Consider the following 14170-nt stretch of genomic DNA (forward strand, 5'->3'; position numbering starts at 1 on the left):
CTGTGGGCTCTGCAGGTGCATCACGTTGAGCACGCCCAATTGTGGGTAGATCGAGGCGAACAGCGCCGGCAGGATCGCGAAGTACTTGGCCACGTCGTTGGCAATCGAGAAGGTGGTCAGGGCCCCACGCGTAATCAGCAACTGCTTGCCGACCTCGACGATCTCGATGACCTTGGTCGGGTCACTATCCAGATCGACCATGTTGCCAGCCTCGCGGGCGGCCTGAGCGCCGGTCTGCATGGCCACACCGACATCGGCCTGCGCTAAAGCCGGCGCATCATTGGCCCCGTCGCCGCACATGGCCACCAGACGTCCCTTGGCCTGTTCGGCCTTGATCAGGCGCATCTTGTCCTCGGGCGTCGCCTCGGACAGGAAGTCGTCCACCCCTGCCTCAGAGGCAATCGCAGCCGCCGTCACAGGATTGTCGCCGGTGATCATCACGGTACGCAGACCCATGCGGCGCAGGTCGGCAAAGCGGGCCTTCACCCCCGGTTTGACCACGTCCTTCAGATGGATAACGCCGACAAGGACATCATTTTCCACCACCGCCAAAGGTGTGCCACCCGAGCGGGCGATACGGTCCACAGCGGCGCGGAAATCGGACGGGGCATCGGCCTCGACCAGACCCAGCGACTTCAGCACCGCATCCACGGCCCCCTTGCGCCAAGCGCGGCCACCGGCTTCCAGCCCCGACTGGCGGGAGACGGCCGTAAAGGGGATGGTCCTGGCCCCTTGCGGCATATCCACAGTCACACCGCTATTGCGGCCCAGTTCGACGATAGAGCGACCTTCCGGCGTCTCGTCCGCCAGCGACGCCATGATGGCCGCCCGCAGAGCGACTTCGGGACGCACGCCTGGTACAGGGATGACCTCGGTGGCCATACGGTTGCCAAAGGTTATGGTGCCGGTCTTGTCGAGCAACAGCGTATCGACATCGCCAGCCGCTTCTACGGCACGGCCGGACGTTGCCAGCACATTGACCTTCAACAAACGGTCCATGCCCGCAATGCCCACGGCCGACAACAACCCTCCGATTGTCGTCGGGATCAAGGTGATGAACAAAGCCCCCAGCACGATCGGGTCCAGTTTGATGCCCGTATAGGCACCCAGCCCTAAAAGCGCGGCGACCGCGATCAGAAAGATCAGGGTCAATCCCGCCAGCAACACCGACAGGGCCAGCTCGTTCGGCGTCTTGCGGCGGTCTGCGCCCTCGACCATGGCGATCATGCGGTCAAGGAAGGTCGCGCCGGGAGCCGAGGTGATACGCACCTTGATCCAGTCCGAAACCACGGTGGTGCCGCCCGTCACTGCCGAACGGTCACCGCCGCTTTCACGGATGACGGGGGCGCTTTCGCCGGTGATGGCGGCCTCGTTGACCGAGGCCACGCCTTCGACGATCTCGCCGTCGGACGGGATGACATCGCCTGCCTCGACCAGCACCAGAGCGCCGACCTCCAATTGGTGCGCCGGTGTCGGCACCACGGTTCCAGTGCCGGTATCAACGATCAGCTTGGCCTTGGTCGTAACGCGGGCCGCACGCAGGCTGTCTGCCGCAGCCTTGCCCCGCCCTTCGGCGATGCTTTCGGCAAAGTTGGCAAACAGCACCGTGGCCCACAGCCACAGCGCCAGTTGCACTGCAAAGCCCGCAGACTGTCCGCCCGCAACGGCCGCCCCCGCCGAGATCGAAGCCAGAAGCGCGACGATCCAGGTGGAAAAGATCACCGGATTTTTTACAAGTTTGACAGGGTTGAGCTTGGCGACGGCATCCGCGAGGGCGCGCCGGAACATGGCTGCATCCAGCCCGCCCCCGACAGAGGAAGACGGCGGATGCGACGGATCAAGTGTGACATGTGTCATGGGAATATCCGCTGAGGATCAGAAGCGGGCCACGACCTGAAGCATGTCGAAATGCTCCACGATCGGGCCAAGCGAAAGGGCGGGGAAAAACTGCAAGCCGCCAAGGATCAGGATCACGCCGATCAACAGGCCGATGAACAGCGGACCATGGGTCGGCAAGGTGCCGGTGGACGGGGCCAGTCTGGGCTTGGTGACCAGTGCCCCCGCAACGGCCAGAACAGCAATGGCCGGCACGAACCGCCCCAGCAGCATGGCCAGACCCAGTGTGGTGTTCCACCACGGCGCATTGGCCGTCAGACCAGCAAAGGCCGAGCCGTTATTCCCTGTCGCCGAGCTATAGGCGTAGAGGATTTCCGACAGACCATGCGGCCCCTTGTTCAACAGACCCGCCAAGGCTTGCGGCAAAACCGCTGCAAAAGCCGAGAAGCCCAGCACCGACAGAGGCACAACCAGAACCGCCAGCATGGCAAACTGGATCTCGCGCGCTTCGATCTTCTTGCCGAGGTATTCAGGCGTGCGACCGACCATCAGGCCCGCCACAAACACCGACAACATGGCCATCAGCACCATGACCGCGATGCCCGAGCCGATCCCGCCGGGCAGGATCTCGCCCAGTTGCATCAGGAACATGGTCACCGCTCCGCCCAGCGGCATATAGCTGGCATGCATGGAGTTGACCGAGCCGTTCGAAGCCCCTGTCGTCTGGGCCGCCCAGGCCACGGAAGACGGCACGCCAAAGCGGACCTCCTTGCCTTCCATATTGCCCATGGACGTCTCGACACCGGCCGCCACCAGTGCCGGAGCAGGCTGGCTTTCAATGGCATAGAGCGCAGCGCCTGCCGTCCCCAGCATCAGCACTGCCGCAATCACCAACGCCCGCACATCCTTCTTCGCCATTACGCTGCGACCAAACGCGAAGAAGGCTGCCCAGCCCATCACATTGATACAGACCGCCGTGATCAGATTGGTCAGCGGTGTCGGGTTTTCCAGCGGGTGCGCCGAGTTGACGTTGAAAATACCACCGCCATTAATGCCCAGCTGTTTGATGGCCAGCTGGCTGGCCGTCGGGAACAGGCTGATGGTCTGTTGGCCGCCTTCGAGCGTCGTCGCCTGTACCGATGCGGCCAGTGACTGGACCACGCCCAGACCGGCTAGAACCACCGCCACCACAAAGGCCAAAGGCAGCAGGACATAGAGCGTGGTGCGCGTCAGATCGGCCCAGAAATTACCCACGCCCGCACCGCGACTGGCAATAAAGGCCCGCGCCAGTGCCGCCGCAATCGTGGCCCCTGTGGCTGCCGATACGAAATTCTGCACCGTCAGGCCGACCATCTGGCTGAAGGTCGAGACGGTCGTTTCTCCGCCATAGCTCTGCCAGTTGGTATTGGTGACAAAGCTGACGGCAGTGTTGAAGGCCAGATGCGGGCTAAGCCCCTCAAAGCCTTGCGGGTTCATCGGCAAGACGCCTTGAAGGCGCAGCAGGCCATACAGCAAAATAAAGCCGGTCAGATTGAAGGCCAGCAGCGCACCGGCATAGCCGAACCAGCCCTGGCTGCGCGTCGGGTCCACCCCTGCGGCACGATAGAACAGGCCCTCGACCGGTTTCAAAACCGGATCAAGCCATGTGCGCTCGCCATTCCAGACGCGCGACATATAGATCCCCAGCGGCCATGCCAAGGCAACGGCCAGACCGAGGATCAGGGCGATTTCCGCCCATCCTTGAATGTTCATTGAAAAATGGCCCCGCTCAGAACCGTTCGGGGCGCAAAAGCGCGGCTAACATATAGGCCGCAATCACGAGGGCACCGGCCCCCCAGAGGATGTTCAGCCACATGCTCACATCCTCTTTAATGCAGCGGCAAGCGCGGCAAAGGCTAGAAAAGCCCCGCCGCCGATCGCCAGAAAGATCAGATCGGCCATGCCGATACCTCCAGTTCGACTGAGAACCGGAGAAGACGCCCGATGCGCGTAAGCGGGCCATTCGGATTGACCGCGCCCCGCATAAGGAAACCATAAAGACGCGTTTACGCCGCGCTTATGCAAAGCGCCCCCAATGCTATCGCGCCCTTATCCTGTGAGCGGCTTTGATAGGTGTGAAAGGAGATCGCCATGAGCCGATCCGGTCTTTTACAACAGTCCCTGAAACCTCCCCGCAAATCCGTAAAATCGTCGGGGGTCTGGTCCATGACCATCGCCCTCATCGGGATGGCCTTCGGCGTGCGCCTCTCGAGGCGACGCCGATGATGACGGGCTATGTGGGCGGTCGATACAAGCCGCGGTCAAAGGCACGCATATATCGTGTGGTCGCCAATGAAGGGGGCTGGTCCGTCGCTCTGGGCGAGGGTCGCACGCCGCCCTTTATGGACATCAGACAGGCCAAACGCATCGCCTGCGAGCTTCAGAAACAGGCGGATGCCCTGTCAGATACCTATGCCGTTTCTGGCTTGCCCGCCTCGTATTCACGAAAAGGCTTCAGTTGATCGGCAAGCGCGCGCTGGAAAGCGGGGCGGGCTTCGGCGCGGACGACATAGGCGAAAAGTTGCGGGAAGCTGGAGACGATATCGGTGTGGCGCAGGTCCCGTAGCACATGGGTCATCAGGATATCGGCGGCACTGAAACGGTTATTGGCGAACCACTGATTGTCACCCAAGGCATCCTGTAACTCGCCCAATCGTCCGCGTAGCGCAGCCTCGATTTCGGGCCTGCGCTCTACGGCCCAGACCTTGTCGGTATTGAAGAAATCGATACCGGCCAGTTCAGCAACAAAAGGCTCGACGCTGTTCATGGCTGCAAAAAGCCATGTCATGACCATGGCCCGTCCAGCATCGTCGGCGGGCATAAGCGCAGCCGATTTTTGCGCGATCCACAGCACGATGGCCCCGCTCTCGAACATATGCACCTTGTCGTCGCTATAGGCCGGAACCTGCCCGAAAGGTTGCTGCGCGCGATAGGCGGGCGTCGATTGGTCCGCAAAGTCGATCAGCCGCTCTTCATAGCCAAGACCGGCCTCCTCCAGCGCCCAGCGCACGCGGATGTCGCGCACCGAGCCCTGCGCGAAATCGGGCACCCATTTGAAAGCTGTGACCTGGATCATGGTTCGCTCCTTTGGTCCGTCTTGCCCCGCGACATGCGCCCTGACATTGACAATAAGTTTGATATCAACATAATTGCAGCCATGTCAAATCAACCAGCTGCCTTTGCCCAGACACTGCATGTTCGCGACCATTGCCTGTGCCTGCACACCCAGCGTGCGGCGAGGGCCTTGTCGCGCCGGTTTGACGAAGCGTTTCGGCCTTACGGCATTACCAGCGGCCAGTTTTCACTGTTGAACGGATTGAACCGGCCCTCTCCTCCGACAATCGGGGCTGTGGCCGAGCTTCTGGCGATGGATCGCTCGACGGTGACAGCCAACCTGAAGCCGCTGGAGCGAGCGGGTCTGATCACGGTCGCGGTGGACGCAAAAGATCGCCGAGGACGGCGCGTGGACCTGACGGATGCAGGGCGCGCAGTGCTGGCCCAAGCAACGCCGGTTTGGATCAACGAGCATGCGGCGCTGGAAACCGGCATTAATAACGGCGATACCCTAAGGACGGCGCTTCTACAGTTGGGAGCGGGCTGAAGGCGGCTCTAGCCGTTCGCCCTTAAGCATCGAGACGCAGCAACTGCTTGCCCTGATTTTCGCCGGTGAACAGGCGCAGGAAGGTGGCGGGGATGGCGTCAAAACCGTGCTGGATATCGGTGCGGTAGCGCAGCTTTCCGGCCTCAAGCCAGCCCCGTAACTCCGCACTGGCTGTCGGGACCTGATCCAGATGGTCCAGTAAGATAAAGCCCTGCATCGAAAGCCTGTAGGAGATCATACGCGACAGGTTGCACGGGCCCGATGAGGGCTGTTCGTCATTATAGCCCGATATCGAGCCACACAGGACGATGCGGCCGTGAAACGCCATATGGCCGATAGCAGCCTCCAATATGTCACCGCCGACATTGTCGAAGAACAGATCAATACCGTCGGGGGCTAGATCGGCTAGACGGACGGCTACGTCCTCGTTGCGATAATCTATGGCGGCTTCAGCCCCGTAATCCTCGACCAGCCAGCGGCATTTCTCAGTGCCGCCCGCTATGCCGATGACACGCGCGCCGTTCAGGCGGGCAATCTGCACCACCATACTACCGACCGCGCCCGCCGCCCCCGACACCAGAACACAGTCACCGCTTTTGACGCCGCCCACGGTTTTAATGCCCGCCCAAGCCGTCAGGCTGGCCGCCCCCAGCACCCCCAGCGCCTCTTCGGGTTGAACGCCTTCGGGGACGAGAATAGGCGCGGTTTCCCCTGCCCGCGCCACCACTGCATAGTCCTGCCAGCCAAACAGGCCGCGCACGAAACGCCCCACCGGATAGGCCGGATTTTGCGAAGCGATCACCTCGGCACAGGCACTGCCGCGCACCGGCTCGCCCAAGGCCATTGGGGTCATATAGCCCGCCCCTTTGTCCATCCAGCCACGCTGGGCCGGATCAAAACCCAGTATGCGGTTGCGCACCAAAATCTCGCCTTTCGCCAGATCGGGAACGGGCATTTCAGCATCGATACGGGCGAAATCATCCAGCCCCACCTGCCCCACAGGACGGCGCGCCAGCACCCATCGGCGGTTCAGTGTCATGCAATGGCTCCCGATAATCGGCCCACTATCGAATGCCCGCGCGCGCGCGACCAGACAGCCCTGCTCAACACAGCGTTTCCGCAAAAGCAGCTAATCTGGACCGTTAAATACCGGATGGTGTCAGGTCACTCTTCAGGAACTGCCATGTCCGAAACCGAAGCCCGCCTTACCCGCCTGGAGCAGAAGCTACAGTCCCTTCAGGACTATGTGGATGTCTGCCAGATCATCGCCCGTTATGGGCCACAGGCCGACACCGCCGACACATTTGAACGCGGCCAGAAGGTCGGTGATCTGTGGACCGAGGACGGGGTTTATGAGTTGGGCAATGGCTGGGCCGGAAAGGGTCGTGACGGCATTGCAGGACTGCTCGACAATGACGTCCACCGTGCCCTTGTCCGCGAAGGGGCCGCCCATATCCCCAGCATGCCCAATGTGACCGTTGACGGTAATCGCGCCACCGCCGTCAACTATTCACGCGTCTATAAGCACGAGAACGGCGTGTTCAATGTCTGGCGTGTGTCGGTGAATGTGTGGGAGTTGGCCCGCACCGGCGAGGGCTGGAAAATCCAGTGGCGCACCAACCGTTTGCTCAACGGATCGGACGATGCCCGCGCCATCTTGCGCACCATAGACCATGCCGGGGGTTTGAAATGACCGACACCGTTCTGGAACCGGCTACCGAAACCGCTGTGGCTGACCCGCTGTTCCAACCGATCACCCTCCGTGATCTGACCTTGCGCAACCGCATCTCCATGTCGCCGATGACGCGCTATTTTTCGCCGAACGGTGTGCCGGGCGAAGATGTCGTCAGCTATTACCGTCGCCGTGCCGAGGCGGGCGTCGGTCTGATCGTCACCGAGGGTGTGGGCATTGACCACCTGACCGCTGTCGATGATCCAGCCATCCCGCACATGTATGGCAAGGCCGCGCTGGAAGGCTGGCGGCGCGTCACCGATGCCGTCCATGCGGCGGGCGGGCGCATCTTTCCGCAGTTGTGGCATCAGGGACCGCTGCGTGATCCTGCGCGCTCCAGCCGCCCCGATCTGGTCGGATCGCGTCCATCAGGTCATTGGGGCAAGGCGGGGCATACTTCCTATGGCGACGCCTATGTCGACGCCATGCGCGCACCGACACAGCCCATAGAAAGCGTCGAGATCACCGACATCATCACCGCCTTTGCCAGCGCCGCCCGCAATGCCATGGAGGCCGGATTTGATGGCGTGGCCCTGCATGGCGGGCATGGCTATCTGATTGACAGCTTCCTGTGGCACGAGACCAACCACCGCACAGACCGCTATGGCGGCGATACCTCACGCCGCGCCGCCTTTGCCGTCGAGATCGTCGCCGCTGTGCGGGCCGAGATCGGCAATGCCCCGATCATGTTCCGGTTTTCCCAGCACAAGCAGCAGGACTATGGTGCACGTCTCGGCGAGACGCCCGAAGAGTTGGGCGCGCTGCTGATGCCCTTGGCGCAGGCGGGCGTGGACCTGTTTGATGCCAGCGGGCGTGTGTTTGATCGTCCGGCCTTTGAAGGCTCGAACCTGTCTCTGGCAGGCTGGGCCAAGAAGCTGACAGGCAAGCCCAGCGTGGCCATCGGCGGCATAGGTCTGGGCAATGGTCTGGGCGAAACCCTAAGCGACAGCAGCGAGACCAGACCGCTGGACAATCTGCAGGCCGCGCGCGATGCCATCGCCCGAAACGAGTTCGACATGGCGGGTGTCGGCCGCGCCATACTGAATGACCCGCAATGGGTCGAGCGCGTCCGCAAGCGTCAGCCTTTTGTCGCCTTTGACCGCGCCAACCTGCGTCGTCTCGCCTAGGGTGAAACTCTGATCCTGACTGCAAAAAAGGGCCGCTTCGGATGAAGCGGCCCTTTTCAGTTTCGTGTTGTTAGGCCGCTCAGGCAGGCGTGTGACCCAGTGTGGCCTTGACCTCGAGGAACTCGCCAAAGGCGTGGTCGCCCCATTCGCGACCGTTACCCGACTGTTTGAAGCCGCCAAACGGGGCCATCAGATCCGGTCCCGGCCCGTTGATCGCCACCTGACCGGCGCGAAGCTGGCGAGCAATCTTGCGGGCATTTTCGATATCGCCCGACTGCACATAGGCGGCCAGTCCGTACACAGTGTCATTGGCGATCTTCACCGCCTCTTCGATTGTGTCATAGGCAATGACCGACAGCACCGGCCCGAAGATTTCCTCGCGGGCAATGGTCATGTCGGGGGCGACATCGGCAAACACGGTCGGGCGCACATAGTAGCCGACATCCAGACCTTCGGGGCGGCCCACACCACCGGTGACGAGGGTCGCACCCTCTTCCATGCCCTTGGCAATCAGATCCTGAATCTTGGTCCACTGCGTCTCGGACACCACCGGCCCCATACGCACATCGCCCTGCGGGTCGCCGACCGTGATGGCATCCACAGCCGCCTTGGCCGCAGCCTTCACCTCGTCCATGCGGTCACGCGGCACCAGCATGCGCGTGGGCGCATTACAGGACTGGCCGCTATTGTTCATGATGTGGTCCACGCCTGCCGTGACGGCCTTGGCGATATCGGCATCGGGCAGAACAATATTGGCCGACTTGCCACCCAGTTCCTGATGCACGCGCTTGATGGTCGGGGCCGCATTTTTGGCCACCTCGATACCGGCGCGGGTCGAGCCGGTGAAGCTGACCATATCCACCTCGGGATGGCTGCTGAGAGCGGCACCTACACCCGGACCATCGCCATTGACCATGTTGAACACGCCCGCCGGAACACCGGCTGCGTGCATGATCTCGGTCCAGATAATGCCCGACAGCGGGGCCACTTCGGACGGTTTCAGCACCATGGTGCAGCCGGTCGCCAGCGCCGGAGCCACCTTGCAGCCGATCTGGTTGGACGGCCAGTTCCACGGGGTGATGAAGGCACAGACGCCGATCGGCTCGCGGCTGATGAGGGTCGTGCCGCGCGCCTCCTCGAACTCATAGTTCTTCAGCACCTCGATGGCGGTCGACAGGTGCGCCGTGCCCATAAAGGCCTGTGCGTTGCGCGACAGGGTGCTGGGGGCACCCATCTCGGCGGTAATGGCCTTGGCCATGTCCTCGCGGCGGCGCTCGTACTCGGCCAGAACCGCTTGCAGCAGTTCGATCCGTTCCTGACGCGATGTCTGGCTAAAGCTGTCAAAGGCACGACGCGCAGCCATTACGGCGCGGTCGGCATCCTCGGCCCCGCCCAGACTGATGCGGGCCACAGACTGTTCGGTCGCCGGATTGATCACATCCAGTGTGCGTGGCGCGACCGGATCGACCCAAGCGCCGTCGATATAGAATTTCAGATGGTCGGTCATAACCCCTCCGGACGGGATGAAAACGGATGGGGGTCATCCGTCTCGAAATACATAAGGCTCAAAGAAAACAGGGGCGGCTATTAACCGCCCCTGCCTGTTCTGCATCAGAACTTCACATTGGCCTGAAGGCCAAAGCTGCGCGGGTCGCCCCACTGACGAATGGTAAACAGGCTCAGATTGATACCCGAAACCCAGTATTCCTCGTCAAGTAAGTTCTTGCCCCACAAGGCAATTTCCATCAAACGGCCATCGCCCAGATCAATGTCGCTCAGCGAGATACGGCCATCCAGAAGGCCATAGGCTTTGCGCATCGAGAACGGATCGCCGGTGATGTTGCCTTCCTGCTCGTCACGCCAGTTGTAGTTCAAACCGACCACAACATCGCCGCCCGCCACATCGTTCCAGCGGTAGTCGACGCCCAGCGTATAGTTGTGCTTGGGGATCAGCGGGAAGACATAGCTATCGGTGACATCCTGACCGGATGGCAGGATAAACTCGTCATACTCGGCCTTGGTATAGCCATAGCCGAAATTGATGCGCAGGTTATCGATAGGCCGCACGATACCTTCCAGCTCGAAGCCGGACATATGGGCCTGACCGGCGTTGATGATGGTGGTGGTCACCAGAGACGGAACGAACACACCCGCCTGGAAGTCCTCATAGTCGCTATAGTAAACAGCCGCCGACATGCTGAGGCGCTTGTCGAACCACTGGCCCTTGGTGCCGATCTCGTATGAAGTCAGCTTTTCAGGGCTGTACGGCGTCATGAAGCCGGCATTATTGGCCGCCACGTCGTTATTGCCGCCGCTCTTGAAGCCGGTGGCGTAACGCGCATAGACGTTCCAGTCTTCGGCCAGTTTATACGCGATGTTGAACTCTGGCGTGAACTCCGACCACGAACCGTCTGCCGTTAGCGGGATCAGATCGGACGGACCGATATTGCCCGGTCCCGGAAGAGCCCCCAGAGCCGGACCACCGCTGCGGGTCACCGGATTGCCATTGGCATCGCGCTCGAACACACCCGATGCCGGATTGGCCGGATTGGCCAGATAGGTCGCATAGCTCTGGCTGAGCGACGTGGCCTGCTTCTCGTCCTTGCTGATACGACCACCCACCGTCAGGCTCAGGCGCTTATCGAAGGCATTGGGCGTCCAGGTCAGTTGCCCATAGGCGGCATAGGACTTGTTGTCGGCCGAGCGTTCCTGAAGGTCGTATTTGTTGCCGCCGAACTGGAAGTTCCAGCGCGGGTTGAACACGTCATACTCTTCCTTGAAGCCGAACAGACCAAAGGTGTAGTGGACCTGCCCGTTCACGCCGATCAGTTGCAGTTCCTGCGAGGTTTGCTGGTAATCATTGTTGAGCGTGAAGTGCATCAGGTCGACACCCACACCGTCAAAGTCGGTCTGGCTCCACGACTGCATCGTCCGGTGGGCCGTGATCGACTTCAGGGTGACATCGCCAAAGAACGGCACGGCATCCTTGTTGTATTCGATCGTCAGACCATGGCCGTTGACCGCAAAATCACTGCGGTTGGAATAGTCGTTGGCAATGCCCTTGGGCCGCGAAGTGTGGATCGAGTCCTTGATATAGGGATACAGCGACGCATAAGCACCGCCCGGGCCGATGGCACCCGGTGCGCTGATGGCCAGCATAGACGGCGACGACTTGCTGGACGTGTCGTCATAGCTATAGGCGAGGGAAAGATTTTCGACCGGACGCCAGACTATATCGATACGGCCCGCGCGCTGGTCCTGTGCGCCAAACGTATCAAAACGGGCGTTCGGATTGGTGTTGTCAAAGAAACCGTCACGGGTACGGCCCGAATAGGCCACCTTGATATCGAAGGCACCGATACCCTCGCCGATCGTGCCAAAGCGCGGCAGATCCAGCGACAGGCGCTGTTCAAACAGATCTTCGCTGCCGACACCGAGCATGAATTTACCGCCGAACACACCGGTCGGTTTGCGGGTCACAAGGTTGACGGCACCACCGATGGTGTTCTTGCCGTACAGCGTACCTTGCGGGCCGCGCAGGACCTCGACACGTTCCAGATCGACGGTGTCGAACGCCGCACCGGTCGATTTGGCGATCGGCACGCCATCAATATACAGGCCGACCGGCTGGTCGCGACCCAGGCTGGTATCGCCCGACGGGGCCAGACCGCGCATGGAGATCAGAGGACCGAAGGCACCGCCAACCGTCTGGTTGATCTGGACGTTAGGCACATAACCGCCGATGGCCGAGACGTCGGTAATGCCGGCCCGTTGCAACTGTTCGCCTCCGAGCGCGGATACCGATAACGGCACATCGATCAGGCGTTCTTCGCGGCGCTGGGCGGTAACGACGATATCGTCGATACGGGTTGCCTCCTGCGCCTCTTCTGTACCGGCATTCTGAGCCATAGCCGCTACAGGCATCACGCCAGCCAAGGCTGTGCCCGCGAGCAGGACAGTCGCCATGCGATTCAAGCGTCGTGTCATCTAACCCTCCCTATCAGCCTTGATCTTTTGTGATCTAACCGGCTGTTTTGTTTTTATTTTTAAACGCCACTCCGGATCGACGACGGGAAGGGCCTCCATTCCCCACCCGCCGACTATCTGTTTCTTGCCTAGCCGCCCAGCCCCACAGGAGCGCTGCGGGCCAGAATACTGTCGGTACGACGACGGATATTGCCGTCCGAACGCTCGCTTTGCGGCAACAGCCAGAACTTGCCCGCGGCGATGCCATCGAGCGCAAAGTTGGCAACTTCTTCCGGTTCGGTGACCGGAACGCCGCCATTTTGCTCGGCCAGTTCGGCCATCGACTTGCCTGCGGGTTGCGGGCTGTCGGGATCGACAAAGGCGGCCGGTCGCGCCGAACGCATCAGGTTGGTGTTGACCAGATGCGGACCGGGGAACAGCAGGGCCGCCTTGACCTTGCTGTCCTGTGCCGAGAGCTGATGGTGCAGGACCTCGGTCAGGCTGGTGACAGCCGCCTTGGACGAGGCATAGACCGGCGTGCGGGCCGACGGCACCAGACCGCCATTGGTGGAGGTGGTGTTGATGACATAGCCATCCTCTCCCCCGTCGATCATGCGCGGCACAAAGGCACGGATACCGTGGACCACACCCATGACGTGGATGTTGAAGCCCCAGTCCCAGTCCTTCAGCGCCAAGGTCCAGATCGGCTCGCGGAAGTCGCCAAGGCCGACACCGGCATTGTTGAACAACAGATGCACCTTGCCGTGACGCTTGAAGACCTGATCAGCCAGAGCATCGACCGAATCCTGATCCATCACGTCGGCCACGATACCCGTGACATCGCCGCCCGCCGCGCGCAGTTCCGCCGCCGTGGCTTCCAGCGCATCGGCATTGATGTCGCTGAGAACCACCTTGGCACCGCGCGCAACGAGGGCTTCGCCCAGAGCGCGGCCTACGCCACTGGCACCGCCAGTGACGACGGCAACCTTGCCTTTAAGATCACGCATTCTCGAGCGCGGCCTCGGAAGCCACAGCGATCTCGATACCGCCGGTCGGGTTTTCGTCATAACGACCGAACCAGAACGGCTGCAGCCATTCGCCCGGAACCTTCTCGAGAACCTCGCCGCCGGTCACGCTGCGACCTTCGGAATATTCCATCTTGAGCAGCTTGCGCACCGGCACATCGACCAGCGGGTCGGCAGCGGATTCGCGCAGGGTGATTTTGCCACCCTCGACGACGTGGTGCATGTCCCAGTCGCGATCCCAGTTCAGCTGGGTCAGGAAGACATCGCCATCGAAGCCGAAGCCGTTGGCGATACCCGGCATACCCTTGTAGCAGAACAGATTTTCAGTGAACTTCTTGGCGCCGAGGCTGTCGGCAATATTGCCTTCCAGCTCTACAAAGGCCACGCCGTTGCGGGTGCAGGTGACGTGGACGTGGTTGCCCTTCTTGGTGAACTGGACATCGGCCAGTTTCTTGGGCTCGCCAAAGCGTTCGCGACCACCGATAACGACGAACTCGCCGCCCATAGGCATGGCCAGAACATACCAGCCGACCTTGCCCTTATAGGTGGACTCAACACCCACGGTCATGGCTGCGGAAACGACCACCTTGTCCGGCGTCGGGCGCATTTCGACATAGGAAAACTGGATAAGGATCTTGGAAGCCGCGGTCGGTTGCAGCGGCTTGGGCAGCAGGGCCGCCACGATTTCCGGATCGGTTTCATAGAATGCGCGCAGGGTTTGCACGGTGTTCTGCAGACCGCCCGAGGAGGCACGCGCCTCCATGGCAGCTTTCAGCTTTTCGACATCCTGGACATAGCGGAGCTTCGCCATGGTCGTTCCTCCCATTGGTTTTTGTTTTATGAA

Annotated in this window: 11 protein-coding genes; 3 read left to right on the forward strand and 8 right to left on the reverse strand. The window is 61.4% G+C overall.

Annotation, left to right across the window (positions count from 1 at the left end; genetic code table 11):
• The 3 genes from kdpB to RSB01_RS07390 all read right to left on the reverse strand — a co-directional run.
• The coding region (gene kdpB / locus RSB01_RS07380; RefSeq protein ID WP_332625246.1) for a potassium-transporting ATPase subunit KdpB at positions 1-1857 on the reverse strand (1857 nt) is incomplete at its 3' end.
• Positions 1858-1875: 18 nt separating this feature from the next.
• Entirely contained in the window at positions 1876-3588 is a 1713-nt protein-coding gene (kdpA, locus tag RSB01_RS07385) for a potassium-transporting ATPase subunit KdpA (RefSeq protein WP_332620090.1), read from the reverse strand.
• 697 nt (positions 3589-4285) lie between these two features.
• Positions 4286-4951, reverse strand: coding sequence for a glutathione S-transferase family protein (locus tag RSB01_RS07390; protein ID WP_332591232.1), 666 nt, complete (start codon positions 4949-4951; stop codon positions 4286-4288).
• An 81-nt stretch (positions 4952-5032) separates the two neighbouring features.
• Here RSB01_RS07390 and RSB01_RS07395 point away from each other — a divergent pair, with 81 nt between their 5' ends.
• The gene (locus RSB01_RS07395; RefSeq protein WP_332591231.1) at positions 5033-5476 is read left to right on the forward strand and encodes a MarR family winged helix-turn-helix transcriptional regulator; all 444 of its coding nucleotides are present in this window, start codon (positions 5033-5035) and stop codon (positions 5474-5476) included.
• Between the two features lie 22 nt (positions 5477-5498).
• On the opposite strand, the gene RSB01_RS07400 is transcribed toward RSB01_RS07395, so the two are convergent.
• Positions 5499-6515 (reverse strand): NADP-dependent oxidoreductase, encoded by a 1017-nt coding sequence (locus tag RSB01_RS07400; RefSeq protein ID WP_332591230.1) that lies wholly within the window; start codon positions 6513-6515, stop codon positions 5499-5501.
• A 144-nt stretch (positions 6516-6659) separates the two neighbouring features.
• Here RSB01_RS07400 and RSB01_RS07405 point away from each other — a divergent pair, with 144 nt between their 5' ends.
• The gene (locus RSB01_RS07405; protein WP_332591229.1) at positions 6660-7169 is read left to right on the forward strand and encodes a nuclear transport factor 2 family protein; all 510 of its coding nucleotides are present in this window, start codon (positions 6660-6662) and stop codon (positions 7167-7169) included.
• Positions 7166-8335 carry a 12-oxophytodienoate reductase gene (locus RSB01_RS07410; protein ID WP_332591228.1) on the forward strand — a complete coding sequence of 390 codons (1170 nt, stop codon included), beginning with the start codon at positions 7166-7168 and terminating at the stop codon, positions 8333-8335. The genes RSB01_RS07405 and RSB01_RS07410 overlap by 4 nt, the downstream gene beginning before the upstream one ends.
• A gap of 79 nt (positions 8336-8414) precedes the next feature.
• On the opposite strand, the gene RSB01_RS07415 is transcribed toward RSB01_RS07410, so the two are convergent.
• From RSB01_RS07415 to RSB01_RS07430, 4 genes are all read right to left on the reverse strand, one after another.
• A complete protein-coding gene (locus RSB01_RS07415; RefSeq protein ID WP_332591227.1) occupies positions 8415-9842 on the reverse strand; it encodes an aldehyde dehydrogenase family protein in 1428 nt (475 codons plus the stop codon).
• A 104-nt stretch (positions 9843-9946) separates the two neighbouring features.
• Positions 9947-12322, reverse strand: a complete 2376-nt coding sequence (locus RSB01_RS07420) for a TonB-dependent receptor (RefSeq protein ID WP_332620366.1) — start codon at positions 12320-12322, stop codon at positions 9947-9949.
• A 128-nt stretch (positions 12323-12450) separates the two neighbouring features.
• On the reverse strand, positions 12451-13308 hold the full coding sequence (locus RSB01_RS07425) for an SDR family NAD(P)-dependent oxidoreductase (protein ID WP_332625249.1): 858 nt from the start codon (positions 13306-13308) through the stop codon (positions 12451-12453).
• Positions 13301-14137 carry an acetoacetate decarboxylase family protein gene (locus RSB01_RS07430; RefSeq protein ID WP_332592052.1) on the reverse strand — a complete coding sequence of 279 codons (837 nt, stop codon included), beginning with the start codon at positions 14135-14137 and terminating at the stop codon, positions 13301-13303. The genes RSB01_RS07425 and RSB01_RS07430 overlap by 8 nt, the downstream gene beginning before the upstream one ends.
• Positions 14138-14170 lie beyond the last annotated feature (33 nt).

Origin of the sequence: Brevundimonas sp., assembly GCF_036659295.1 — a bacterium.
GTDB lineage: Bacteria > Pseudomonadota > Alphaproteobacteria > Caulobacterales > Caulobacteraceae > Brevundimonas.

Bases quoted from the DNA above. Each gene is read 5' to 3' on its own strand.
- RSB01_RS07405 (WP_332591229.1), top strand. From the start codon at position 6,660: ATGTCCGAAACCGAAGCCCGCCTTACCCGCCTGGAGCAGAAGCTACAG.
- kdpA (WP_332620090.1), bottom strand. From the start codon at position 3,588: ATGAACATTCAAGGATGGGCGGAAATCGCCCTGATCCTCGGTCTGGCC.
- RSB01_RS07400 (WP_332591230.1), bottom strand. From the start codon at position 6,515: ATGACACTGAACCGCCGATGGGTGCTGGCGCGCCGTCCTGTGGGGCAG.
- RSB01_RS07425 (WP_332625249.1), bottom strand. From the start codon at position 13,308: ATGCGTGATCTTAAAGGCAAGGTTGCCGTCGTCACTGGCGGTGCCAGT.
- RSB01_RS07390 (WP_332591232.1), bottom strand. From the start codon at position 4,951: ATGATCCAGGTCACAGCTTTCAAATGGGTGCCCGATTTCGCGCAGGGC.
- RSB01_RS07415 (WP_332591227.1), bottom strand. From the start codon at position 9,842: ATGACCGACCATCTGAAATTCTATATCGACGGCGCTTGGGTCGATCCG.
- RSB01_RS07410 (WP_332591228.1), top strand. From the start codon at position 7,166: ATGACCGACACCGTTCTGGAACCGGCTACCGAAACCGCTGTGGCTGAC.
- RSB01_RS07395 (WP_332591231.1), top strand. From the start codon at position 5,033: ATGTCAAATCAACCAGCTGCCTTTGCCCAGACACTGCATGTTCGCGAC.
- RSB01_RS07420 (WP_332620366.1), bottom strand. From the start codon at position 12,322: ATGACACGACGCTTGAATCGCATGGCGACTGTCCTGCTCGCGGGCACA.
- RSB01_RS07430 (WP_332592052.1), bottom strand. From the start codon at position 14,137: ATGGCGAAGCTCCGCTATGTCCAGGATGTCGAAAAGCTGAAAGCTGCC.